General features: G+C 38.3%; 22 protein-coding genes. 13 read left to right on the top strand and 9 right to left on the bottom strand.

Annotation, left to right across the window (positions count from 1 at the left end; all coding sequences use genetic code 11):
* Nucleotides 1–54 precede the first annotated feature (54 nt).
* The 4 genes from H6607_02425 to H6607_02410 form a co-directional block, all read right to left on the bottom strand.
* Nucleotides 55–861, bottom strand: coding sequence for a hypothetical protein (locus tag H6607_02425; GenBank protein ID MCB9261218.1), 807 nt, complete (start codon nucleotides 859–861; stop codon nucleotides 55–57).
* Nucleotides 862–983: 122 nt separating this feature from the next.
* Nucleotides 984–2,282, bottom strand: coding sequence for a hypothetical protein (locus H6607_02420; GenBank protein MCB9261217.1), 1,299 nt, complete (start codon nucleotides 2,280–2,282; stop codon nucleotides 984–986).
* Nucleotides 2,283–2,353: 71 nt separating this feature from the next.
* The gene (locus tag H6607_02415) at nucleotides 2,354–3,991 is read right to left on the bottom strand and encodes an NAD+ synthase (protein ID MCB9261216.1); all 1,638 of its coding nucleotides are present in this window, start codon (nucleotides 3,989–3,991) and stop codon (nucleotides 2,354–2,356) included.
* Between the two features lie 9 nt (nucleotides 3,992–4,000).
* Nucleotides 4,001–4,726 carry a PorT family protein gene (locus H6607_02410; GenBank protein MCB9261215.1) on the bottom strand — a complete coding sequence of 242 codons (726 nt, stop codon included), beginning with the start codon at nucleotides 4,724–4,726 and terminating at the stop codon, nucleotides 4,001–4,003.
* Between the two features lie 34 nt (nucleotides 4,727–4,760).
* Here H6607_02410 and H6607_02405 point away from each other — a divergent pair, with 34 nt between their 5' ends.
* The gene (locus H6607_02405) at nucleotides 4,761–5,807 is read left to right on the top strand and encodes a hypothetical protein (GenBank protein MCB9261214.1); all 1,047 of its coding nucleotides are present in this window, start codon (nucleotides 4,761–4,763) and stop codon (nucleotides 5,805–5,807) included.
* Nucleotides 5,808–5,828: 21 nt separating this feature from the next.
* On the opposite strand, the gene H6607_02400 is transcribed toward H6607_02405, so the two are convergent.
* Entirely contained in the window at nucleotides 5,829–7,070 is a 1,242-nt protein-coding gene (locus H6607_02400; protein ID MCB9261213.1) for a mechanosensitive ion channel, read from the bottom strand.
* 63 nt (nucleotides 7,071–7,133) lie between these two features.
* On the opposite strand from H6607_02400, the gene H6607_02395 reads away from it, so the two are divergent.
* Nucleotides 7,134–8,552 (top strand): oligosaccharide flippase family protein, encoded by a 1,419-nt coding sequence (locus H6607_02395; GenBank protein ID MCB9261212.1) that lies wholly within the window; start codon nucleotides 7,134–7,136, stop codon nucleotides 8,550–8,552.
* 41 nt (nucleotides 8,553–8,593) lie between these two features.
* On the opposite strand, the gene H6607_02390 is transcribed toward H6607_02395, so the two are convergent.
* Both H6607_02390 and H6607_02385 read right to left on the bottom strand, forming a co-directional pair.
* The gene (locus tag H6607_02390; protein MCB9261211.1) at nucleotides 8,594–8,767 is read right to left on the bottom strand and encodes a DpnD/PcfM family protein; all 174 of its coding nucleotides are present in this window, start codon (nucleotides 8,765–8,767) and stop codon (nucleotides 8,594–8,596) included.
* Nucleotides 8,754–9,533 (bottom strand): restriction endonuclease, encoded by a 780-nt coding sequence (locus H6607_02385; protein MCB9261210.1) that lies wholly within the window; start codon nucleotides 9,531–9,533, stop codon nucleotides 8,754–8,756. Before H6607_02385 ends, H6607_02390 begins: the two co-directional genes overlap by 14 nt.
* Nucleotides 9,534–9,808: 275 nt before the next feature.
* On the opposite strand from H6607_02385, the gene H6607_02380 reads away from it, so the two are divergent.
* The 3 genes from H6607_02380 to radC all read left to right on the top strand — a co-directional run bounded on the left by H6607_02380 (nucleotide 9,809) and on the right by radC (nucleotide 11,520).
* Nucleotides 9,809–10,390 (top strand): acyltransferase, encoded by a 582-nt coding sequence (locus H6607_02380; protein MCB9261209.1) that lies wholly within the window; start codon nucleotides 9,809–9,811, stop codon nucleotides 10,388–10,390.
* Between the two features lie 119 nt (nucleotides 10,391–10,509).
* Nucleotides 10,510–10,761, top strand: coding sequence for a 30S ribosomal protein S20 (locus tag H6607_02375; protein ID MCB9261208.1), 252 nt, complete (start codon nucleotides 10,510–10,512; stop codon nucleotides 10,759–10,761).
* Nucleotides 10,762–10,830: 69 nt separating this feature from the next.
* Entirely contained in the window at nucleotides 10,831–11,520 is a 690-nt protein-coding gene (gene radC / locus H6607_02370) for a DNA repair protein RadC (protein ID MCB9261207.1), read from the top strand.
* A gap of 9 nt (nucleotides 11,521–11,529) precedes the next feature.
* On the opposite strand, the gene H6607_02365 is transcribed toward radC, so the two are convergent.
* Nucleotides 11,530–12,390, bottom strand: a complete 861-nt coding sequence (locus H6607_02365) for a helix-turn-helix transcriptional regulator (GenBank protein ID MCB9261206.1) — start codon at nucleotides 12,388–12,390, stop codon at nucleotides 11,530–11,532.
* A gap of 175 nt (nucleotides 12,391–12,565) precedes the next feature.
* Here H6607_02365 and H6607_02360 point away from each other — a divergent pair, with 175 nt between their 5' ends.
* The 7 genes from H6607_02360 to fahA all read left to right on the top strand — a co-directional run bounded on the left by H6607_02360 (nucleotide 12,566) and on the right by fahA (nucleotide 20,201).
* Nucleotides 12,566–13,759 carry a T9SS type A sorting domain-containing protein gene (locus H6607_02360; GenBank protein ID MCB9261205.1) on the top strand — a complete coding sequence of 398 codons (1,194 nt, stop codon included), beginning with the start codon at nucleotides 12,566–12,568 and terminating at the stop codon, nucleotides 13,757–13,759.
* 12 nt (nucleotides 13,760–13,771) lie between these two features.
* Nucleotides 13,772–15,988 (top strand): TonB-dependent receptor, encoded by a 2,217-nt coding sequence (locus H6607_02355; protein MCB9261204.1) that lies wholly within the window; start codon nucleotides 13,772–13,774, stop codon nucleotides 15,986–15,988.
* Nucleotides 15,985–16,944 (top strand): HmuY family protein, encoded by a 960-nt coding sequence (locus tag H6607_02350; protein MCB9261203.1) that lies wholly within the window; start codon nucleotides 15,985–15,987, stop codon nucleotides 16,942–16,944. The genes H6607_02355 and H6607_02350 overlap by 4 nt, the downstream gene beginning before the upstream one ends.
* 278 nt (nucleotides 16,945–17,222) lie before the next feature.
* Entirely contained in the window at nucleotides 17,223–17,666 is a 444-nt protein-coding gene (locus tag H6607_02345; GenBank protein MCB9261202.1) for a hypothetical protein, read from the top strand.
* Nucleotides 17,667–17,677: 11 nt separating this feature from the next.
* Nucleotides 17,678–18,343: a hypothetical protein gene (locus H6607_02340; GenBank protein ID MCB9261201.1), complete on the top strand. Its 666-nt coding sequence runs from the start codon at nucleotides 17,678–17,680 to the stop codon at nucleotides 18,341–18,343.
* Nucleotides 18,340–18,798, top strand: a complete 459-nt coding sequence (locus tag H6607_02335; GenBank protein MCB9261200.1) for a hypothetical protein — start codon at nucleotides 18,340–18,342, stop codon at nucleotides 18,796–18,798. Before H6607_02340 ends, H6607_02335 begins: the two co-directional genes overlap by 4 nt.
* A 173-nt stretch (nucleotides 18,799–18,971) precedes the next feature.
* Nucleotides 18,972–20,201 carry a fumarylacetoacetase gene (gene fahA, locus H6607_02330; GenBank protein ID MCB9261199.1) on the top strand — a complete coding sequence of 410 codons (1,230 nt, stop codon included), beginning with the start codon at nucleotides 18,972–18,974 and terminating at the stop codon, nucleotides 20,199–20,201.
* Nucleotides 20,202–20,258: 57 nt separating this feature from the next.
* Here the strand turns inward: fahA and H6607_02325 are convergent, their stop codons facing one another.
* Nucleotides 20,259–20,765 (bottom strand): DUF1905 domain-containing protein, encoded by a 507-nt coding sequence (locus H6607_02325; protein MCB9261198.1) that lies wholly within the window; start codon nucleotides 20,763–20,765, stop codon nucleotides 20,259–20,261.
* Nucleotides 20,766–20,999: 234 nt separating this feature from the next.
* Between H6607_02325 and H6607_02320 the strand changes: the two genes are divergently transcribed.
* Nucleotides 21,000–24,410: a hypothetical protein gene (locus H6607_02320; protein MCB9261197.1), complete on the top strand. Its 3,411-nt coding sequence runs from the start codon at nucleotides 21,000–21,002 to the stop codon at nucleotides 24,408–24,410.
* The last annotated feature ends 15 nt before the right edge of the window (nucleotides 24,411–24,425 follow it).

Genomic DNA, 24,425 nt, shown 5'->3' with positions numbered 1-24,425 from the left:
TGAAGAATACTCCTTTTTTTGAATATCCAACAAAAGTAAGCATACTTCCCACATCTAAAGAGACATGGTTAGACCGCATAAAAAACTAGTATAATCAACTGTTTCATAGTATGTTGCAAGATTATAGATTCCGTTTAGCTTAACCTTATACCTCGGTTTTTTTAACAGCAGTACATTTACGGAACTGTTCCACTCCACACGAACCGTGACACCCTTATTAAATGCCTGCCGGCCACAAATTTCGAAACCGAGTTTGGGAGTAAAATCCATCCTAATTTCCTCCGTCATTTCAAAATAAGCCTTACCCGAGTATTGTTCATTCATCACGCCAATGCCTGCTGCAATGCCAAATGGCTCGTTGCTTCTTGTCTGAAAACCAAACAATTGCAAATCCAATGTATTGTAATGATCCGTTTTGTCGGGGTGGAATTCAGTGAGCATATTTTCCCTAATTCGTAATTGAAGTGCCCCAATATGGAATTTTGCCTCCAACACTCCGATAGATAAATTTCTATTGTCGAGCGTATATCGAAAAGCAACCGAACCACCGTTTGGCTTATAATTTTGTGCAGTATCACTATATTTTATTCGTGGAGGCCTCGGTGGCCGTGGCGTTCTTTGTCTATAAACATAATAATTATTGTCGGATACGGACTCTTCCTCTTCTTCCTCCTCCTCTACTTGTGTTTGTGGAGGCTCTTCATAATAATCACTCGAGTTTCCATCTTCACTTGATTTTGGAGTTTTCTTTGGGGCATTGTGTTCATCCGATGCTTTTTTGATTTGGTCTATTGTTTGAGAAAATCCGAATAGGCAATTACTCAAAAAGACAATAATGGTGAGAAGTAATTTTGTTTTCATAATGTTTCTGCTAAGTGCATTGTTTGCCGCAAAAATCAAACCACATACACAAAGCATTGATATTAAAACACTTATACTAAATATTTGATTATTTTTTAGTTCGGTTTAGTTTTTACAATATACTATTTATTGGGCAAAGAAATCGGCTTGTACGGTTGCTGCGAAAGTTCAAAATACTCCCGATTTAAGCTCTTTTGGTCATACAGCTCCCATTTTCGAAACAAATAGTTATCATCAACCAATTTCTTCCCATTCTCATTATATTCAACATCTTCAAGCGTGCAAATTGTGATTGTTTTCTTTTTAATGGCAGAAGAATAGAGCATGGTTTCTATGGGGTATGACCAATTGGTTTCATACATCAATTGGTTTTGATTTACCACCCATTTTGATTGTGCCGGATTTTCCAAAGACCTCTCTACCAAAGAATTCATCTCTTTTGTACGGCCAACAAATGTTTTGGAAGCCCACAAAATACTGACGATTCCGACGGAGAATATTGCAAAAATAAAAGTATTTTTTGTCGTTGATTTTATGTGCGGCCATATCAAAACTGCTGCCCACCCAACAGCAAAGCAAAAAGCGAAATAAACCTGCTCCTGATATCTGGTATGAATTAATTCGGGATGAGAAATGTGAGCCATTGCAAGAAAAGAAAGCACGCCAATCATATAAACCCATGCCAAAACGATTTTCTTTTTTTGCAACATTACATACACAATCCATGCGAAAATGGCCAATGGGAAAGAATAATTTTTCATTAGAAAAACACCCCACGAGGTGAGAGCCTTACCGCTAAAATGCCTAATGGAAAGATTATTTAAAAAAGATTGCGTTTTGGCCATTTCGTAATGGCTTTGAAATTGACTTTTTACCAAAAAAGTGCCAACCAATACACTGCCAAATACCACATAATACCACCTAAACTGATAGTTATTTTCTATGAAATGCAGTGCTAAAAAGAAGACAAATAACAACATGGCATTAAAGTGGGCTGTGGCTATGATTACCAACAAAACACTCGACAAAACGATATATCCGGGCGTTTCTTTTTTGCGGAGAATACTAAAAAAAAGGACAATAAGTGCAGCAGCATAATAAAGCTCAAACATGGGTACGAAAAAGCCTTGAGCTATGCCTAAAACTTGAATCATTAGTAAAAGAATGCCTGCTGTGGGGTTTTGCAATCCATATCGACACCACAAATAAATACCATAAAAAAAAACGACATGACCTACCGAAGTGAGTACCAAAATTGTTTTTAAAGGGAAGTGAAGTTTTACGGCAATAAGCGTAAAAAATTGGGAAAATCCCAAAATATACCGATGATGTTCGACCCAAAATTTACCTTCGTTTATAACCCGAAATGTGTAGTAGGCCGAATCTGCATACAACCTTTCCTGCCAAAAAAAAAGGCTCATACACATCAGCATTAAAAACCCCAGATGAATCAAAAAATCTGGGTTTTTATGCAAAAAGGCTTTCACGAAATTTAATTATTAAACCTTGCCACCAGCGGCATTTGTCGGCCTACACCAAATGAAAGGTTGGAAATTCTTAAAATAGGTGCAGCTTGAAACCGTTTGTATTCATTGCGGTCAACCAGTTTAACTACTTTTCGCACGGTGGCTTCTTCAAAACCCATCTGCACAATTTCTTGCCAGCCCTTTTGTCTTTCAATGTATTGGAATAAAATTTTATCCAACAGTTCATAAGGTGGCAACGAATCGCTGTCTTTTTGGTCGAAGCGTAGCTCGGCACTTGGAGCTTTGTTTATTATTTCTTCCGGAATAATTTCACTGTTTTTGTTGATGTAACGAGCCATTTCATACACCTGCATTTTATACAAATCGCCGATGGCCGATAGACCTCCACACATATCGCCATATAAGGTGGCATAACCTACGGCGGTCTCGCTTTTATTGCTTGTGTTCAGCAAAATACTTCCAAATTTGTTGCTCATGGCCATAAGCAGCAATCCTCGGCTTCTGGCCTGAATATTCTCTTCGGTCACATCCACTGTATATCCCTCAAACTGGGGTTGTAAGGTTTGTTCCACCACATCAACCATATTTTTTATGGGAACAATGGTATATGGACAACCCAAATTTTTGGCCAATTTTTCGGCATCTACTACCGAGCCTTCCGATGAATATTTGGAAGGTAAAAGCACCGCCAAAACATTTTCTGCTCCCAAAGCCCTTACTGCCAGAGCATTTATTACTGCCGAATCAATTCCTCCGCTGGAGCCAAGCAAGGCTTTTTTAAAACCCATTTTGCCAAAATAGTCTCTGATACCCATAACCAAAGCATCGTGTATCAGCTCTATATCCTCATCGTGATAATCTTGGCTATTGTCTTGATAAATTCGGTCTTTGTGCCAATCAATGCAGCGATAGTCTTCTTCAAAATACTTGAGTTCTTCGGCTATTTCGCCTGTTCGGTTTATAAACATGGAGCCACCGTCGAACAAAATATCGGTGTTTGCTCCCACCTGATTGACATAGACCAACGGAAGTCCATAATGTTTGGCATTTTGAACCATCCTGTCTTTCCGCTCATCCACATGGTTGTAGCTATATGGCGAGCCGGAAAGATTAATCATCAAATCCGGTTTTTGCCCAATAAGTTCATCCATCGGATTTTGCCCATACAAAAATGGTTCATCCAAATTCCACAAGTCTTCGCAAATAGTAACAGCAATCTTTACCCCCTTAAAATCAATCAGTTGAAAGCTGCTATTTGGTTCAAAATATCGATACTCATCAAAAATATCGTAGGTGGGCAATAGCGTTTTGTTTATTTGATATGCTATTTTTTTTTGATGTATGAATAATGCTGAGTTGTAAAGTCTCTTTCCCTTTTTTAAGCCAGAAAATACCGGAGCACCCACCAAAATGGCAATATCACCTGTGGCTTGCTTCAACTCATCGATTGCATGCCAACATCTATCAATAAAACTATTGTAGTTGAGCATATCTTTGGGAATGTATCCGCAAATGCTCAGCTCAGAAAAAACCACTAAATCAGCCTTGTCTTTTTTTGCCTGCTCTATTTGAGCCAGCATTTTAGCCGTGTTTCCTGATATGTCGCCAATGGTATAGTTTAGTTGAGCAAGTACAATTTTCATTGGCCAAATTTAGAAGAAAACCCCAAGATTGAGGCTCACGAAATTGTTTTTGCCAATTACTGATTTGTCGGCTGCAAACATATCCGCGAAGTTTTGGTCGAGTCTGATACCGGCATATAGCGATGTATTTCCGGCAAGGCTATATTCAAAACCACCTCCAATTATCATGGGCAATCTCAATAAAAACACTTTGTCATTAAAATCGTCAAACTGGTATTTATCGTTTTGTTTTTTGTTAACTCTTATGCCTTCTGTTTCGTCAAACGGCAATGATTGGCCAATAATATTGGCTTTTGCCACAGTAAGAAATGATGGAGCCATACCGAATTGAACCCAATACGACCAATATCCAAACTCTTTGGTTTTAAATTTTATGGAAACAGGCAACTGAACATACTGCGTTTTGTATTCGTATTTTACATCTCTGAAACTAGACTTCCCCTTTACAGAGTCGGTATAATTCAACAAATCTGTGTGCTGAATGGTTCCGGCAATATTGGTAAAAAGCAATTCGCTGCTCAACGCATAATACTTTTGGAAATTATAATCACCCATCAACCCATAGCTGTATCCTACGGAGGTTCCCACTCTTTTTATGTTGGAGGTAACAGGTGAAATCCAAGAAAGATTTCCCGAAAATTTCATTCCTAAACGAAAACGTTGCTCTTGTGCGTTTGATAGGGTAAAAACAGAAAGCAACATAACTATAAAACCGATGGATGTTATTCTTTTCATCTTCATAACTTTGCAATTGAATTGTGCGACAAAAATGATAAAAAAATCAAAAAATATTGGATTCATTTTAAGTTTATTCTTGCTTTCAACCCTACTTTTTTCTGGTTGTAAAAAAAAGAACAAACACATTTTAGACTTAAAGGAAGAAAAAGTTGAGGTAAAACTCAATCGGCTCGAAAAAAAACTTTTTTCGGTTGAAACCGAGCAAGACTACGTGGCACTTGACCAATTAGATTCCAATTTTATTAGCCTTTACAAAAATGAAATTATGCGACATGTTACTGGCGGCATCCGATATTCGGTGCCAGAGCAGGCAGATGCTTACATTCGATTTTTACATTTTAAAGACATTGAACATTTGTTCAATGCAGTAGATTCAACTTTTGAGAATCTGGATTTTTTACAAAAAGAACTCAACTCGGCCTTTAGCTACTATCATCATTACTTTCCAAGTCTTGTAATACCCACTTTCAACACTGCAATCACCCAATTGTACTCTCAAAATATTCTGTTAGACTCGGCTATATATGTGAGTTTGGATTACTATTTAGGCGATGATTTTGCACCCTATAAAAGCCCAAGTTTAGAACTTCCCGAATATAAAATACGGACATTCAGAAAAGATTACATAACCCGAAATGCCGTTTTTGCATGGATTGATGCCCAGTTTCAAAAATCAAAAAACAGCCAATCACGGTTGTTAGACGAAATGATTTATGAGGGTAAATTGCTTTATGCCATGGACCGACTAATGCCCGAAATGCCCGATTCGCTAAAAATTGGTTACGAAAAAGGGAAAATTGAATGGTGTTTTGAAAACGAATTTCAAATTTGGAGTTTTTTGATAAACGAAAATTTGCTGTACAGCACCGAACTTGCCCGTTTTAGAGGCATTATTACCGATGCTCCTTTTAGCACGGGGCCAAATGTTCCGCAAGAATCACCTGCCAGAATTGCTACATGGTCGGGGTGGCAAATTGTGCGGAAATACATGGATAAAAACCCAAAAATTACCTTGTTGGATTTGATGAATGAAACCGACAGCGACAAGATTTTGAGATTGTCGGGCTATAAACCGTAATTTTTAGAATTTCGCAATGGGTTAATTCGTTCGGCTGTTCAACTCAAACAATTCTAAGCCAAAAATGGGTACTGCCGCAATGATGTGGTCGAAAATATCGGCCATAATGTGTTCATAATTTTCCCAACGCTTGTCTTTGCTAAACGCATAAATCTCAACCGGAATTCCCTCTAATGTGGGTTCTAAATGCCTAACCATTATGGTCATTTCCTTATTTATAGCCGAATGATGCCGAATGTAATTTTCTACATATTTCCTAAAAACCCCCAAATTGGTCAGGTTTCTACCATTTATTATTTCCGATTTATCAATTTCGTTTTTCTCATTAAAATGATTTATTTCGTCTTGACGATGAGTTAGATACTCAGCTATTAAGTCTATTCTCTTTAGTTTATTTACCTCCTTAGGCGTTAAAAAGTGAACGCTGTTTTGCCGAAGTTTTATTGCCCGTTTTATCCTTCTTCCATCGGCCTCCATCATGCCCCGCCAGTTTCTAAAAGAGTCGGCAATGAGGGAATATGTGGGTATGGTGGTTATGGTTTTATCAAAGTTCTGCACCTTTACTGTTGCAAGATTTATTTCTATCACATCGCCGTCTGCCCCAAATTTTTCAAAAGTTACCCAATCGCCAATATGCACCATATCGTTGATAGACACCTGTATGCTGGCCACAAAACCCAAAATGGTGTCTTTAAAAATGAGTACGATGATTGCGGATGCCGCCCCTAACGTGGTAATAAATTTAAAAAACGAAATGCCCGTGACAATGGCAAAAATGGTAAGAATACCCATAATCCATGCCACCATCATTATTACTTGTATGTAGCTATCAATGGGTTTATCTTTTAAATTGTCGAGCGTTTTGAAATAATCTCGAAACGTTCTAAAAAAACTTCTAACCAAAAGCAGAATAACCACCACCACCGAAATGTGCAAAGCCTTGTCGGCAAAGGCTCGGTAGGGTTCAAAATCGGAAAACACCAAAGGGGCTACTTTAAAGGCAATAACCAAAGGCAGTATGTGAGCCAACTGATGTGGTACCTTGTTGGCCACCATAAAATCATCCAACTCGGTTTTGGTTTTTGCCGCAAACCGATGAAAAACGGCCACAAACAACTTTCTAAAAACATAATCAGAAAGGATGATAAAAACAACCGTAATTATGAGCAACACCCACAAATTAAGATTTTGTGCCGCATTTTCAGAAAATCCCTGACGGATAAAAAAATGGTAAATGGTGTGTCCTAAATCGCCGTTTTTCATTTGCAAATTCGAGTGCAAATGTATTGTGATTTCGTCATTCAACCCCCTTTTTCTTTGCCTAACTTGCCTCGCAGTGCTGCCAAAAACATGATAATTTATTACCCTTCATACAATTTCAAAAATAAACCCGACCTTCGTCCGGTGTCGGTTTTCAACTTTATAAAAACAGATTTTTTAAAAAATGCCGGAAAACTTTTTGGCAGTGCTGCCATTGTGCAAGTGCTTAACCTGTTGTTGATTACACCACTTTTAGCCCGACTTTTTAGCAAAGAACAACACGGAGACCTTACCGTTTTCACTTCTATCATTTCTGTTTGTGTTGCGTTTTGCACACTCAAATTTGAACACGCCACCATGGTAGAATCCAATGATGAAAAGGCTCAAAATTTGATAAGCCTTTCACTTTTCATCAACCTCCTTTTTGTGTGCTTATTCTACCTGTTTCTTTTCCTTTTTGGTGGTGCATTTGCCTCTTTCATGGGCTTTTCATCCGTTCCTTTTTGGTTTTACCTTACACCTCCTGCCATCTATTTTACGGCAGGTTTTGATATTTTTAATATCTGGTGGAATCGAGAAAAACGTTACACCAAAATAAGCTCGAACCGTTTACTCAATTTTTCATCCAAATCGGCCTACCAACTTTTTCACGGTTTTTTGTTTGCCAACAAAAACAACGGTTTAATACTTGGCCATATACTGGGTCAAATCATCAGTTTTGTGGCCTATCTACCCAAAAACTTCGCACTGTTCCTCAAGCCTCATGTTGCCCCATTTCGGCAGTTGGCCAAACAATACAAAAGTTTTGCCATTTGGCTCACACCCTCTGCATTAATTAATGTTTTGGGCACTCAACTTCCAGTTTTTATTATTCTAATGTTTTTCGACCGCGAAACCAACGGACTGTATGGCAATGCACTCAAACTGACCTACCTACCGCTCACAGCGGTGAGTTTTGCCATAAGCCAGGTGCTATATGAGCAGTTGGCTCGACTAAAAAACAACGTGGCAGAAACCCAAAAATTGGCCACCAACATTTTGCGGTTTCAGTTTTTTTTGGCCATCATTCCTGTGGCAGTGTTGGTGGTTTGGGGCGATGTTTTAACGCCCTTTCTGCTCGGTGAAACATGGCAGGATGCCGGCCCTATGGTGCAGATATTGGCTCTTTTTAGCTTTGCCATGTATATAAGCAGCCCCTTTGCATCGGCATTTGAGGTGCAAAATAGAATACACCTACAGTTTGTTTACACCTCGTTGTTTACTCTATTGGGCTGTGTAGGCTTGTATGTTTCGCTCCACTATTTTCACAACATATTGGGCGGTTTGCTGGTTTTCACTGCATGCAGTTCCATTGTGCGAATAGCCATGCTTATAAACTGTTTTCACCTACTAAAAACCAAGATTGTGGGACAGGTTTTGGTGGGCTTATCACTCTTAGCGGCAGTTATTTTTGTGTTGCAAGGGGTTAGGTTTTATTGGGGTTGATGGTTTTAAGATTGGGTAATTTATGCTTAATTCCTTTCAGGTCATTCAGAAACATGTTCTCCAATTTCTGTTGCGATATAATCTCCAGCATCTAAAACGATTTCCTCATTCCTGTACATTTCATGCACTAAGGAAATTGCTTCGTTTTTTGTTTTAGCTTTCACTTCAACTATTCTTGACAAGAATTCTTGAATTTCAATTTTAAATGTTTCCATACTTGATCTTTTTATATTTACCACGACCAACAAATTCAATAACCCCTATATCACGAAGTATTTGAAGCTGTTGCCTGATTTTATCTTTAATGAAATTATTGTTAGGGTATTTTAATTTAAGTTTTTGCTCAAACTTATAAATTTCATCAAGGTTGAAAACATCAGTTTTTGTTTCATCAATACACTTCATAATATCCAAAATCCAACCCTTTGCATCTGTACTTTTTGCCCGTAAAAACAGTGTTCTATTAAAATTTTCTTTAACAATTTCTTGATTAATTGCCCGAGCATTTTTAACCAAAAATACTTTACCCGCATCTGCAATTTTTGACATATCAATATTGCAGCCTACCCAGCCTGCTCTTCTTGCTGTTTCGGCCAATGGCTTTCTTCTGATGATGATTTCAGGTGTAAAAAACTGTTTTGGAATAATCAGAAAGTCATTTACAGACCAATTTTTCGAATAAGTCAAAAAGAAAAAATTAGGATTGTTTTCAGAACTGATTCTTTCAATCATTTTAGAATAAGCCCCGTCTGTAATTGCTTTTGTCAGTTTACCACCTTTGCTTTTCAACTCAAACTCTTCTGAGCATTTTTTACAGTAAAAATCGGCCACAGGCCTATTATTCTCGAATTCAATTAACGGTAATTCACCGCAGCATGGGCAATATGAATTATCTTTTACCCAATTCTCTGATAAAACTCTTGCAATTTGCGAACTACTTCTGAACCTTTCGGCAAGTTTGGTATCGAAATTCAAGTTCATTTAATCGTGAAAGAATTAATAACATTTGTGAACCACCTTTCAATCTCTGCAATGAGTTGTGTTTTTCCACCTGCCCATTTTAAAAATGGTTTTGCTGTTTTACCTGTCATTAGACCTATTACTATTTTTTGTCAAGCAAATTTACACTCTTTTTCTTCCAATTTCCGTGAACGAAATATCAACCAAATTTAGGGTCTCGTTTGCTTTTCTCAGTTTTTGGTGATTTTGAAATCTATTCTACATTATCCCCTCACCCCACTTTTTCCTACTTTTGCATGGCAAGAAAAAACAGCTTGATACGATTGATAAAAAAAATATTTATCGCCCTCGACAACAGTTTGTTTAAGTTGATGGTAAAACTCTGGTATCCGGCGTTTGAAAACATTTATCCCGGCGAGGTGTATTATTTCCAAATAATCAAACGGTATTTCTTTTTTCAAAAAATTCTGAGAATAAATGGCAATGTGCCGTGGCCGGTCGATTTTCGGTCGCAAGTAATTGATTGGCAAAACATTGAACGAAACGGTAAAATTTCGATGCCGGGTGGCAGCATGGGCAACTACATCAACGCCACTGGCGGACTAACCATTGGAAACAACGTAATTATTGGCCCAAATACCATCATATCTACTACCAACCACTCGCCACACAATCATGCCAAGTTTGCCAGCAAAATGGGTGTTTCTATTGGCGACAATGTATGGATTGGAGGCAATTGCAGCATAGTGGCAGGTGCAAAAATAGGCAACAACGTAACGGTGGGTGCCGGGTGCTACATCAAAACCGAAATACCCGACAACAGCATTGTGCGACAGGTAAAAGGCAATTTGGAGATTGTTGCAAAGAGAGAAGCATAGTTACTTTAGATAGGTAGTTGCTCAGGAATCCTTAACCAATCTCGTGTCTCAAAAAAAATAAAAACAACTTTTGCATTTCAAAACCAAAATATTACTTTTGCCGTCCTTTAAAAATTGATATGGCAAATCATAAAAGTTCAATAAAAAGAATTAGAAGCAACGAGGTTAAAAACGAGAGAAACCGTTATCAGCACAAAACCACACGTACTTGGATTAAAAAAGTGCGTACTTCTACCGAAAAATCTGAAGCCGAAGGGTTGTTGAAAGAAACTTTTTCGATGATGGATAAACTTGCCAAAAACAACGTGATACACAAAAACAAAGTTGCCAACTTAAAAAGCAGCTTGACAAAGCACGTTAATTCGCTTTAAAAAAAATCTTAACAAAATAAATTACATAAAGGCTTTTGGCATATTGTCAAAAGCCTTTTCTTTTGCAATATGCCTGAATATATAGCTATAAAAAACCGAGCCGATGACGAAAAACCCCGCGAGAAACTTCAAAACAACGGCAAACAAAGTTTGAGCAATGCCGAGCTTTTGGGCATTTTAATTGGCACCGGAACCAAAAATCGCTCGGCTATTGATTTGGCAAGAGATATTCTAACAGCCGCCGACAACAATTTGCATAATTTAGCTCGATTTACGGTGGCCGATTTGTGCAAAATAAACGGCATTGGCCCGGCCAAAGCCATTACCATAATCAGTGCCATTGAATTGGGCGGTCGCAAAAATGCAGAACAGGCACTTCAGGTAAAGAAAATAAGCAGCAGCGAGCAAATTTACAGATACATCAATCATCGGTTGGCTTATTTACACCACGAAGAGTTTTGGATTGTGCTGCTCAATCATGCAAATATCATTATCGGCGAACACCGTATCAGCGAAGGCGGTGTCTCGGCTACGGTGGTTGACCCAAAAAAAGTTTTCAAACAAGTTCTCGAAAAAAATGCCTCGTCTATCATACTTTGTCACAACCACCCCAGTGGCGGTCTCAAACCCAGCCAAGCCGACAAAGACATTACTAAGAAAATAACCAATGCTGGCCTCTTGCTCGACATCAATGTGCTTGACCACCTGATTGTTACACCCACTTCCTATTTTAGTTTTGCCGATGAGGGGTTGATATGATGGTTTGCCCTACCTCCCAAACTTTTTTGGGGTAATGCCAAACTTTTTTCGAAACGCTTCAATGAAATGGCTGGCACTTTTGTAGCCAATGCTATCCGCAATTTCGGCCACTTGCATCTGCCCTTCATTCAACATTTTTTTTGCCATATTGAGCTTGTATTCCTGCAAATATTTGTATGGTGGCAACCCGTAAACATTTTTAAAACCAATTTTAAGATTGTATTCGTTCATGCCAATCAGTTTGGCCAACTCTGCCAAACCCGGTGGAAACTCATATTGTTCTATTAAAATATTTCGGGCATTTTTGATGCGTTCTACGTTGTCTTTTTCCTTTAAAAAAGGGCAGGCTTCATACAAACTTGTTTCTTCCACATCAAAGGTATAACTGAGCAATTCCAGTACTTTTGCTTGATAAAATGCCGATTTTAGTACATTAGGCTCATTGCCATTAAGCAATTGATCGAGCAGTATGTCGCAACCAAAACCAATGGTTTTTACAGAATATTCTCGCACACCAAAACCTTCAAAACCCAACTTTACCATATTTTTATTGTCGTCGAGCAACATTTGATGTATGAACTCTGGCGACATGGCCATATACACCAACTGACATTTTTCGGAAATCAACTCAGTGTGTAGCGATCGTTGAGAATCATAAATAGTAAAAAAAGAACCCTGCGGAAGCTGTCTTTGGTATTGCTCCGAAAATTTGAAAACCACATCGCCGCTTTTGCAATAAAAAAAGTGCACCATCGCGTGGCTCAACGGCATTGTTTTTTCTAAGCCAACTTCGTTTTGGTTAAAAATCCATAAAGTGGCATTTTCCGTTTTTAATTTCTGATTTTTATCAATTTTAGCGACATTTTCCATACAACTATTAAAAATAAAAATTTATAACTTACTGAAATAATGAAACTTATCAATATAAAATAAAAATCATTTAGTTTCTACTTTAAGCGACATTATTTCTCCTTAAATCGGCAAAAATACAGGATTATGAAGACCATATTTGCACCACTATTTAAAATTCATCTAAATAATAGAAATGAAGAAGTTTTTCACTTTAGCAATTTTGTTGGTTGGCCTTAGAGTTGCCGCCCAAACACCCGACACAGCAATGATTAACGGCACACAGTCGGATATTTTTTATAGCCTCGAAAATGGGGAGGTTAAAGCTATTTCGAACAAAAATTGGGACATTGCCATAGAGGCCAAAGGCTTTGCAGGTTCAATTTTAATTAATGGTCAAAACGGCGTTATGCTATACTCTAGCCCTTATGCAATAGAGGATTGGGACAATTTCGACAGCACCGGTTTTAAAAATTGGCCTTCACACATCAACTCTGTTGAAACTTGGGACGGAGGTGCCTTTAACCAAAACCTAACCAGCGATTATGATTTGGGTTGGGGAGTTTACGACCCCGGAACACACATGGTGGTTGGCGATTCGATTTATTTCATTCAGTTGAGCGACAAATCTTTCAGAAGAATTTATATTGACGAACTTGCCAGCTCTACCTACACATTTGTAATAGCCAATGTGGACGGAACAAACAAAATAACTCAGACACTGAAAAAAACAGATTATACCGGCCGCAACTTTGCCTATTATTCCATTGTTAATGATGCATTTTTGGATCGTGAGCCCGATGCTGTATCGTGGGATTTTGTTTTTACCAAATATGTTGCCCCAATTGATGCCGGAGGACAAATTATTAACTACCCGGTATATGGTGTAAAATTGAATAAAAACACCGAAAACGCTCAGCGAGACGGATTGGACGTAACGAGCAATGACACTTCTTTTTTAGACTGGAATACAAACATTACCGAAATAGGATATGACTGGAAAAGCTGGAACGGCACGTCGTATGACATAACACCAGATCAGGTATTTTTTGTGAGAACTCAGGCCGGAGCCGTTTGGAAACTGTATTTCACCTCGTATAGCAGCAGCGAAATTCATTTTGTGAAAGAAAAGGTTGGGAACATTGGCATTGCCAAAACCAATGATTTTCAATTCTCGATGTTTCCAAATCCTGCAAATGACATGGTGACCATTCAGTTGCCTATCAACGAAGAGCTGTTGAGTATTGCCATAATAGGCAGCAATGGACAAACGCTCGTGGAGCAAACTGAAAACTTTATAAACACCAACAACCTTAGCAATGGCTTGTATTTTGTGACCATTTTAACCAAAAATGGTTCGGCTTGCACTCCATTAATCATTGCCAGATAATCCATTTTTTGATTGAAAAAACTCGGCTTTTTGTTCATAGTGATGTGTGTTTTGGGCGACTTGTTCGCCCAAAACACTTTATCCGTTTTGGTGCATTCTGCTGCCGACAGCTCCGCCATTAGTTATGCGGAGGTTGTTGTGGCCACAAACGAAACTTTTTCGAACCAAAGCATTGTTAAGGCCGGAACCTGCAACGAAAACGGCCAAATTAAATTTGAACTTTCTGCCGGAAAATATTTTATCAAATCAACCGAAGTATCGCACAGCACCGAAAATGCGGTGGTAGTTATCCCAAATCAAACCTCTGTTTCAATCTATCTAAAACCTACTTCAAACAATCTCGACCAAGTGGTGGTTACGGTTCAGGCAAAAGCACAGACCACCCAAAAAGCGGTGGAAAGAATAACGGTAATTACCGCTAAAGATTTAGAAAATCGCTCCGTGTTTAACCTGAAACAGGCTCTGGAGCAGCAATTGAATGTGCAGATTGCCAATGACAACTCAACAGGAAGTGCGGTTAGTCTGATGGGTGTTTCTGGGCAGAATGTAAAAATATTGATAGATGGAGTGCCTGTAATTGGCCGATTGGATGGCAACATTGATTTGAGCCAAATAAACCTAAACGATGTGGAGCGAATTGAGGTAATTGAAGGTCCTGTATCGACTGCCTACGGTAGCAATGCTCTTGCCGGCGTGATAAACATCATAACAAAGAAGAAAAGTCCGACTGCCGGTGAGGTTTTGCTCACCAATTATAACGAAAGTATTGGACAGTATAATCTGGGCATAACCGGAGGCAAACAGCTCAAAAAAGTGAATGTTAGAGCAGAGGCAGGCCGCAATATGTTTAGAGGTTGGAATGCCACAGACGAGGGCAGATACGATTCTTGGAAACCTAAAGAGCAATTTTTTGGGCGTTTTCAGGTATCAACCGGAAATCAGAAAAATCAATTTTTGATTAAATCAGAAGGTTTTAGAGAGCTACTAATTAACAAAGGAAGAGCAAACGCACCCTATTTTGAGACAGCTTTTGATGAGCATTTTTATACCACAAGATTGGACGAAAAGGTGCAATATGATCGGATTATCGACAGTAATAAAAATCTAAATGCTTTTGTTTCGTACAATCTATACAACCGACAACGTGTAAAGTATTATCGCGATTTGGTGACTCTCGAAAGCCGACAAGTTCCGTCAACCGATGGGCAGGATACCACAGGTTTTGTGGCTTTGCAGTCAAGAGGTTCGTATAATTTTTTGACCAAAACCAAAAAATGGAACACCCAATTGGGATATGATTTTATTTTTCAAAATGGAACAGGGGCTCGCATTGAAGAAGGAGTAAAATCTATAACCGATATGGCGGTATATGCCCTATCTGAGATGATGGTTGGCAGCCATTTCTCTATAAAGCCCGGCATTCGGCTGGCATACAATTCTGTTTACAAATCGCCAATCGCCCCCACTTTTTCTGCTCGATATGAGGTAAAAAAATATGTCTATCGGTTTAGCTATGGCCGTGGTTTTCGAGCCCCGGATATAAAGGAACTTTATCTAAATTTTGTGGATGTAAACCACAATGTGATTGGCAACGAAAATTTAAAAGCCGAAAAATCACACAACTTTCAAACATCCGTTACCGGATTTCATAAGATTAAAAAAGGAGTAATAAGGCCCTCATTGTCTGTATTTTATAATGATATTTTTGACAAAATAACACTCGCCAACATTTCAGGTACGGAATATACCTACGTAAATCTCGATCAGTTCAAAAGTCTGGGTGGGCAAGTAAATTTGGCAGTAGCAACAAATAAAACAAGGGTAAACATTGGGTTTTCTGCCACCAACGTTGTTTCGATAAACAATGCTGAAACGAATCAAAAAACAGATTTTTCGTATATCGAAACGCAGGCATCTATCAATCAAGATTGGAGAAAAATAAAATTTACCCTTTCAGGAAAATATACAGGACCCAAAAGCATTTTCTCGCTTACCGACAACCAAATTACCGAAAGTAAAATATCCGGCTTTGGGTTGGTAGATTTTCAAATGAACAGACATTTTATGAATAAGCGTTTGGACTTGAGTGTAGGGGTAAAAAACCTGATGAACGTAACAAACCTCCAAAGCACAGTTGTTTCAAACGGTGTGCATACGCAAAATACCGGACTATCTATGGGCACGGGCAGAAGTTATTTTATGCGATTGGCGTTAAAACTCTCAAAATGAAAAAGGCATTACTCATTTTAATAATATCCATGTTGACCATAGGTTGTTTTGAAAAAGAAACACCCATTGCACCTTTTCCACGAGGTGATGTGCAAGAGCAAACCATTGGTATGGGCAGAAAGTATGAGAATCAGTTGTTTTTTAACCTTGCTCAAAATGAGGTGGTAAAAAGCATTGACCGCGGCCTTTGGGATGTTGCATTTAACTGTTCGGCCAACAATCAAACCATCTACCTAAACACCGGAAAAAGTGTTTTTGCCGCCGTTACCCAAGCCACCGAGCTTGCGGAAATCAGTGACACCACTGGTCTTAAATTTATGTGGGATTGGAGCAACGGAAAAGACGATAGCACTGCCTTGAGCGGTTGGCAAAACCACACTTTTGTTTGGATTATAAACTTGGGTAAAGATTTGAAAAACAAAGATTTAGGCTTTGTTAAAGTTAAATTTAAACTTGTCAATCAAGAGTTGAACATTGAATATGCAGAGCTTAATTCAACCGAAATAAAAACGGCAACACTAACAAAAAATGGCAATTTTAACCGAACCTACTTTTCTTTTATAAGCCATGAAATAGTGGATGTGGAACCGCCAAAAGAAACCTTCGATTTGATTTTTAGGCAATACACCTACTATTTTGAGGCCGAAGAATTGCCCTATTTGGTGGTGGGTGCATTAACCAATCCATACAACACCAAAGTGTCGATTATTAAAGGGGTTGATTTTGAAAACATAACCTTATCCGACACCTTAGAGCACCCGTTTAGCGATGCACAAGATGCCATTGGATACGATTGGAAATGGTATGATTTCGGCAACAGCGTGTATGTGGTGAACCCTAAGAAATGTTTTATTCTTCAATCATCATCCGGCTATTTTTACAAAGCTCATTTTGTTGATTTTTACAGCATTGATGGAGACGCGGGATACCCCAAAATAGAATTTAAACAGTTGTGACAATTCTATATTTTTCAAAGGCTTACTTTTGCTTTTGTGAAATGTACAACCGCCATAGCCATGTTCCTTTTTATATCTTTGAGTTCATTTGCTCAAAAAGAAGAAACTTCTACAAAAAGCAAAGAGTATAGGCTACCAATCTTGGGTATTTACCTGTTTACTCAACCTTCATATTGTGTTGAATTAAAGGCAATTACAATACAAAACATCGAGCTTAACGTTGCAAAAAGAACTAATTTGTACAATCTATCACTCTGCATTTTTATACACTTAAAACAATGAAAAGACTTATCTTATTTTCGATGATTGCCGTTATGGCTTATGGATGCGATTCAAAAGAAATTGGAATGTGCGATGGATATGAAGAAGAACCAACGTTGATGATGGAAAACTCGGCCAATAATGATTTTTACGTTTGGCACTACAACCAAAAAAATGTGGGAGACACCATAAAATCGCCACATTATTTACCCTTCGACATGAACTCAGACACCATGAATTATGAATTTTTTAGAGACACCGGCAGTATCGGAAAATTGAGCATTTACTACCACATTGTTCCATTCTTTTGCGATATAGACGACAAACAAATGTTTCGGTTTGGAAAAGCATTTTTTGCATTCGACAGCAGCCTAAATGCCAAATTTTATCAGGACTTTCCTATAAAGCAGGATACCGGTTATGATATTGATTGGCGTACCATGCTTCAACTTTCGTTTTAGATTTTGCTTTTATGAGAGCAATAATTGTCATAATCCTATTTGTTTTGGTAGTTCCAAAAGCAAATGCACAAACCGATACAATCAAATCAACAAAACGAATTGATATATACAGTGCCGGCGTTCACCTACGAGCCGCTTCGGCTTATGTGGTAGAATATGGTATTATGGCCATGCCTCACGTCGAATTTAGGATGGGAGGTGGTAGCCAAAAGTTTGCCGGAAATTTATATCAATACGACAAATCTACCACCTCCGGAGGTTATTTTGCCGTGGGCATAACGCTGCATTCCAGAGATTTTGTAAATAGAAAAGTAAATGCTCAGGGTCAGCAAAAACGCAAAAGATTAACCGCCTGCTTATCATACAACTATGGTGGTGGTGTGCTTGATTTTTATGGAGAAAAGACATTTAAAGGCAGCAGTTTTGGAGACAAAACCTTTTCCTATGAACTCAAAAAATTGAGCTATCGCTATACTGATGTACGTTTTGGTATTGAATGGTTTTGGCATGATTTGGTGCGTTTTGATTTTTATCCTCTGGTATTTACGAACTACTATGCAAAATCTAAGCCTGCATTTGCCCCACCTTTTGTTCCGGGCATTGGCATTGATTGGGGCGGATTCAACGCTGGATTTGGCATCAACCTGATTTTAAATAGAGAAAGAAAACAGACATGAAAAGAATTTTGCTTTTATTGGCTCTTGCCATTTTCGGTTTATCATCATGCGTTATTATTGTTGAACATGGCGAATGCTCCGAAATCTATTTTCGTTCGGAACCAACTATCGACATATACAATGAATCTTCTTCGCCATTTAGCGTGCGGTGTTATAATAATAATTTTGAGGGAGATACTATATTTAAGCCCCATTATTTGCCATTAGACATGAATGCCGACACCATGAACTATGAATTTTTTCGTGATTCGGGAAGCATTGGCAAAATGCTAATTTCATACAAAATTTCGCCTATTTATTGCGAAGAAGATGACGAACATTTACTCCAATTAAACGATGTTCGATTTGCACCAGACAGCGGATTGCACGCCCTCTTTAATGGCCAAAAACCCATTGTGCGTGATAGTGGATATTCATTAAATCCATTTGATGCATTCCTCTACTTTTCATTTTAAACTTATAGAAGAAGCACAAATTATTCCGCGGGAAAATCTACGCATTTGAACCACATTTTTCCGCGGAATAACTAAAACTTACAATCCCTTTTACAAATGTTTCAACCAATTTTTTGTTCTAAAGACTTGTTTTAGATTTTATTTATGTTGTTTTGAACCAAATTTAAAACACAATGCAAAACTGGTTAAACGTTTCTGATTTTCACGATTTCTCAATTTATAATCTGCCCTTTGGCATATACCAAAATAACGGCATTGCCACGCCCTGTGTGGCTTTTGGCGACAACCTTATTGACCTAAAGGCCGCCACCAATTTGGGGGTATTTGATAATATCCATTTTGACAAAACTGTATTTGATAGTTGTGTTTTGAATGATTTTATTGCCTGCGGAAAAAGCACTTGGAGTGCTGTTAGAAAAGAAATGCAACAACAGTTGTGCAACAATACTTCCAAACTATTTAATCATCAAAACGATATCTTGAAAGACCGACTTTCAGCAAAGATGTTGTTACCGATACACATTGGCGATTACACCGATTTTTATAGCAGCATTGACCATGCAACAAACGTTGGAAAAATGTTTAGAGACCCCGCCAATGCTCTATTTCCGAATTGGAAACACCTTCCGGTTGGCTATCATGGCCGAGCCAGCTCAATAGTGATAAGCGGCACCGATATAAAAAGACCTCATGGCCAAACCGTTCCACCAAACGCTGAGCAACCCATATTTGGCCCCTCAAAACGGTTGGATTACGAATTGGAAATGGCTTTTGTGGTTGGAAAAACAACGAAACTTGGAGAACAAATTTCTGTAAATGAAGCCGACAACTGCATTTTTGGAATGATGATTTTTAACGACTGGAGTGCCCGCGACATACAAAGATGGGAGTATGTGCCGCTTGGCCCTTTTTTGGCCAAGAACTTTGCAAGCACGGTTTCACCCTGGATTGTTACTATGGAAGCTCTCGACCCATTTAGAATAGAAAGTCCAAAACAAGATCCGGAAGTTTTACCATACCTTCAATTTGAAGGAAACAAAAACATCGACATAAAATTGGAAGTAGCCATTGCCCCAGAAGGCGATGAAAGCACCACCATTTGCCATAGCAACTACAAATATATGTATTGGAATATGGCTCAACAATTGGCACATCACACCGTTGGCGGTTGCAATGTAAATGTGGGCGATGTGATGGCCAGCGGAACTATAAGCGGCCCAACTGAAGATAGTTTTGGCAGTATGTTGGAATTGAGTTGGAGCGGCCAAAAAGACATCATTCTAAAAAACGGGAAAACCCGAAAATTCATTGAAAACGGCGATACGATAACCATGAGAGCCTATTCAGAAAACAACCAATTTCGGGTGGGTTTTGGTGAATGTGTGGGAAAAATATTAGAATAGATACGCAATGGATACGCAATGTAGAGACGCAATGCATTGCGTCTCTACATTGCGTATCTACCCATTTTTTAATGCAATATTCAATTCTTTAAAAACGATTTTTCCGTCCACCTGCTTTATATATTCCACAATGGCTATTGCCTTTCTGATTCTAATTTCGGATGATTTTGGTGTGCCAACAATATGAATGAGATTTCGTTGAACGCCGGGAGTAAGTTTATGAAAAACCTCGCTTCCTTTATTGTCCATTTTGAGTAGCTCGCTCAGTTCTTCGGGCATGGGCAGGCCATATTTGCTGTTGTCGGGTTCTATTTCGGCCATTATGCTATCCCCTATTCCTATCTTTAGTTTCTTCTGAATTTGCTGATTTACATTGATATAGTAATTGCTTTCTCCCATTGATAAAAGCGGGGCTTGATACGTGTGTATATCGTTAAGTGTACAAAGCACTCTTTTGTATTCCTGACCAATGTATTTTTTTGAAACTTCAGAAGGCACTTTGATGCCCACACTCCAAACCTTGCTGTCCAACTTTTCCAATACCGTTTCAAACCTGTCCTTCATTCTTGATATTCCGAATTGTGGGTGATTATTTTATCATCATTACAAAAAAAAAGAATAATTGTTAACTATGGCCTCAATACCTTACTCTACATTTTAACAAATACTGAAAATTCCCGAATTTCAAACGAATTGAGACATTTACAAAATTCTTGGCAATGTGATTCGTTTTTTTGCGTTAATTCGTACAAAAACAACAACTAAATGCTAAAAAAGACCCTATTAATTGCACTAATTGTGCAATGCTATTTTGCATCTAATGGCCAACTAAAAATAACGCAAGCCACATTTGAAGGAAAAACCTACAACGTATATCCGGTGCGAATACCAATACCAGATAGGTATGATTATGATTACTATGGCGATTTTGAACGCATAGTGGATTATGTGGATTTTGGAGAAATTGATTATGACATTTATGATATTGTGGAAACCACCAAACGAAGTGCAAAGAAGAATAAAAAGAAGAAAAAAGACACCCCAGAAACATACTGGAATCAATGGCCAAAAGAGCAATTCTTGCCCTACAATCCGTTTAAAATACCCGATGGTAATTATTTGGTTTTTTATGAAAAGCGAGCAGTAAATTATGATGAGTGGGGCAACCCCATATACAGCCATGCCGACACCACCTTGGTGGCCGCAATTTTCACTATAAAAAATAACCGAAAAAATGGCTCCGCCACTTGGTATGACTACTCCGATGAGCAACATATAATACAAACCGGAGGCTACGAAAACGGTGAAAAATCAGGCGAATGGAATTTATATTCCGAATTTAGTAAAGAAACATACAGCTATAAAAATGGCTTGCTAAATGGAGAACATAAAAAGTGGAGAGGCGATAGACTGACTTTTTCGGCCAACTATGTTTTAGGGGTAATAAATGGGCAATCCATTACCTATTACGATGAAAAACCATACCACATTAAAACGGAATACAACTACAATTTTGGATTAAAAACAGAACACAAAAAATATAACGCAGCAGGAAAACTGGAAGAACATTTTGTGGCCGATCCCGTTGATGGAATTAACTATAGGTTATATGAAGGTGGAGTGTTGAAACAAACTACCTCACAAAAAATTGATTCGTTCGGTTTTGGTGAACACATTACCTTCTATTCAAAAAATGGAAATATCGTTTCAGATTTCGAAAAATGGTATTACTATTATTACTACTATTCTTATTTGAACAAGTCATTAACGTTTGATTTTTTAACCAGTCAAAAGTTTATGACTATGGCTCAAACCATTAATGGAATGGAAAATTGTAAAAAATACAAAAGCTATTGGCCGAACGGACAAGTGGAGTTAGAATACGACCTTGACAAGGATACATTTACAAAGCCCGTTTATAGATATGACCAAGAAGGCAGAATAACAAACAAATATGAACGTGACCCCGTATTTAACTTTTATTTGCATGAATATGAATACAATCCAGAAAACGGCCAATTAATTTCTGAAAAAACCAAGAGTGGGAGCTATTCTTCTTTAATGGAAAAAGAATATGACCAAAATGGAGTTGTTGTTAAGGAACACTATTCGTCAAAATATCTCGACTCGCTGCACAAAAATGAAACAGGATTCATACTAAAATCTGCAACCAATAGAACCTATGGAAAGAAAAACAAAGAAATTGAGCGGGAATTTTATTTGTTACACAGCCCATATATCTCCTTTAAAACCAACGAGTTCAATGGTAGGGTAATATCTTCATTCTCGTCTAATCAGTTTTTAGACTCCATTACCAAAAAAGAAATGGTGGAAGCCTTTGTAACTGAATACGGTCAAGATACCAGCCACAAGGTTGTTCATAGATTTGCTTTCCCCGTTTATTCTCTCCAAAACAAAAAATCGTATGGAGGAGTTTCTTATTCTGACAAAGTACTGGAGCTATCGAAAGCCGCCGATTCGCTGAACTACACGGTTTTTGCAAACGGCGAAACAATAAGCGGGCAAGTAAGATTGGTTAAGTACGAGCGTTCAAAAAAATTTAAACCATACAAATACAGCTTCACATACGACGAAAAATTATCGGAGAAGTTGCAAGATTATGTTTATGAAGTAACCATTAATCCTGAAGCTGATGATTTTTTTAAAAATTACATGTACCGAAAACCCGGAATGGAAAGGTTTTTTAATAGAAAAAAGTTCAAACGGAACAAAAATCGGGATTATGACTATTATGGGTATGGTAAGAAAAAATTCAAACCTCTGCGAAAATTAAAATATGCCCTAAAAAGAAAGAAAAATAAACATGCATATCCAGTGTATGAAGGGTATTATGGGGGTAGATATCATAGCCATACATCGCACGGCATATCGCCAGATATGAGTAGAGCCAGAATTTTGCTTTCTCAAGGAAAACCATACGAAATTGGCGGAATTAGCTATCAGAATAACAAAAAACAAGGGGAAGTAACATCGTATAATTCATCCGCCTATTACAAAGATGGCTTGCTACACGGCAGAGCCGAAAACGGAGGCGGCATGGCAGAATATTATAAAGGAATGGTGCACGGACTGGTGCTGGACTATGGATACACCAGCCCCGAAGAGGAACTAAGTACCCAAATAAAATACAAAGCCTACTACACTCTCGACACGCTGCACGGCCCGTTTCAAAGTTTCGTGCGGCCACAAGAGCTAAGCCAAACAGTAACTTTTGAGAAAGGGTTTCCGCATGGCAAATATTGGCAAGGAAATGTCACTGCTCCCACCTCGGTGGAGGCCACCCTCCATCATGGTTATTTGATAGATACAGGGTATTATTATTTTAAAGAAGGCAACTTAAAGGCCAAGGTATTTTATCGACTTCAAGATAGTGTTTATTACGCATCAGTACAGAATAATGAGTATATGCGTTATTACCCATCCACCAAAACAAAACCTGTACCTCAAACCGGATATGAAGACTTGAAGGGTATGCTACTTCATTTCAACAATTACAACACGGCCGACTACACCTATTACTACAAAAACAATGTGGTGGCTGCCGTGGGCAGAGTAGAAAATAGGCAAAAAGTGGGCAGTTGGGATTATTTTGACCTAAACGGCCAATTGCACAAACGGGTAATGTATGACACCGGATGGCATGTAAACCCAATTACCAACGACTCTACAAGATATTATGGAACGGTAGAAATGTGGCGGCCTGATGGCACAAAACTGCTGAAAGGATTGATATTAAACAGCGAAGAACGTTTTAGATGCGACCAAGAAATGGAAGTTGATTTTGAACGATTGCTCTATACCGAATTTTACGACTCGATCGGCAACCAAACTTTAGATTATGAAGGTGGTAAAATTTATGAATATCAAAATAATGGATTGATACGATTGGAAGGTGAGTTTAAATATGGCAAACGCGATGGCGTTTGGAAATTTTACGACCCCAATGGTCGATTGGAAGAAATAGGCAAATATGAGGACGGCAAACGTGCGGGACTATGGGTAAAAGGCGATTTAGAAGCTGTGCCATATTACGAAAACATGTGCGTAAAAGGCGATGTAAATGCCTACCAATTTCCGGATATTGACGAGACAAATGTGGTAGTTAGTCCCATACGTATAACCGAAACCCGATATGGTGCCTCTTATGACGGAGATGTGCAGTATATCAAATTGTTACCATTATTTTAAAAAAGAAAGGACATA

It is taken from the genome of Flavobacteriales bacterium (assembly GCA_020635395.1).
Taxonomy (GTDB): Bacteria; Bacteroidota; Bacteroidia; order NS11-12g; family UBA9320; genus UBA987.
The sequence above is the reverse complement of the archived record's forward strand: the minus strand, read 5'-3'. Positions and strand labels throughout refer to the sequence as shown.

Coding starts and splice junctions, on each gene's coding strand:
- H6607_02405 (MCB9261214.1), top strand. CDS start 4,761: ATGATAAAAAAATCAAAAAATATTGGATTCATTTTAAGTTTATTCTTG.
- radC (MCB9261207.1), top strand. CDS start 10,831: ATGCCTGAATATATAGCTATAAAAAACCGAGCCGATGACGAAAAACCC.
- H6607_02350 (MCB9261203.1), top strand. CDS start 15,985: ATGAAAAAGGCATTACTCATTTTAATAATATCCATGTTGACCATAGGT.
- H6607_02335 (MCB9261200.1), top strand. CDS start 18,340: ATGAAAAGAATTTTGCTTTTATTGGCTCTTGCCATTTTCGGTTTATCA.
- H6607_02390 (MCB9261211.1), bottom strand. CDS start 8,767: ATGGAAACATTTAAAATTGAAATTCAAGAATTCTTGTCAAGAATAGTT.
- H6607_02410 (MCB9261215.1), bottom strand. CDS start 4,726: ATGAAAAGAATAACATCCATCGGTTTTATAGTTATGTTGCTTTCTGTT.
- H6607_02385 (MCB9261210.1), bottom strand. CDS start 9,533: ATGAACTTGAATTTCGATACCAAACTTGCCGAAAGGTTCAGAAGTAGT.
- fahA (MCB9261199.1), top strand. CDS start 18,972: ATGCAAAACTGGTTAAACGTTTCTGATTTTCACGATTTCTCAATTTAT.
- H6607_02365 (MCB9261206.1), bottom strand. CDS start 12,390: ATGGAAAATGTCGCTAAAATTGATAAAAATCAGAAATTAAAAACGGAA.
- H6607_02345 (MCB9261202.1), top strand. CDS start 17,223: ATGAAAAGACTTATCTTATTTTCGATGATTGCCGTTATGGCTTATGGA.
- H6607_02380 (MCB9261209.1), top strand. CDS start 9,809: ATGGCAAGAAAAAACAGCTTGATACGATTGATAAAAAAAATATTTATC.
- H6607_02340 (MCB9261201.1), top strand. CDS start 17,678: ATGAGAGCAATAATTGTCATAATCCTATTTGTTTTGGTAGTTCCAAAA.
- H6607_02420 (MCB9261217.1), bottom strand. CDS start 2,282: ATGAGCCTTTTTTTTTGGCAGGAAAGGTTGTATGCAGATTCGGCCTAC.
- H6607_02425 (MCB9261218.1), bottom strand. CDS start 861: ATGAAAACAAAATTACTTCTCACCATTATTGTCTTTTTGAGTAATTGC.
- H6607_02325 (MCB9261198.1), bottom strand. CDS start 20,765: ATGAAGGACAGGTTTGAAACGGTATTGGAAAAGTTGGACAGCAAGGTT.
- H6607_02415 (MCB9261216.1), bottom strand. CDS start 3,991: ATGAAAATTGTACTTGCTCAACTAAACTATACCATTGGCGACATATCA.
- H6607_02375 (MCB9261208.1), top strand. CDS start 10,510: ATGGCAAATCATAAAAGTTCAATAAAAAGAATTAGAAGCAACGAGGTT.
- H6607_02400 (MCB9261213.1), bottom strand. CDS start 7,070: ATGAAAAACGGCGATTTAGGACACACCATTTACCATTTTTTTATCCGT.
- H6607_02360 (MCB9261205.1), top strand. CDS start 12,566: ATGAAGAAGTTTTTCACTTTAGCAATTTTGTTGGTTGGCCTTAGAGTT.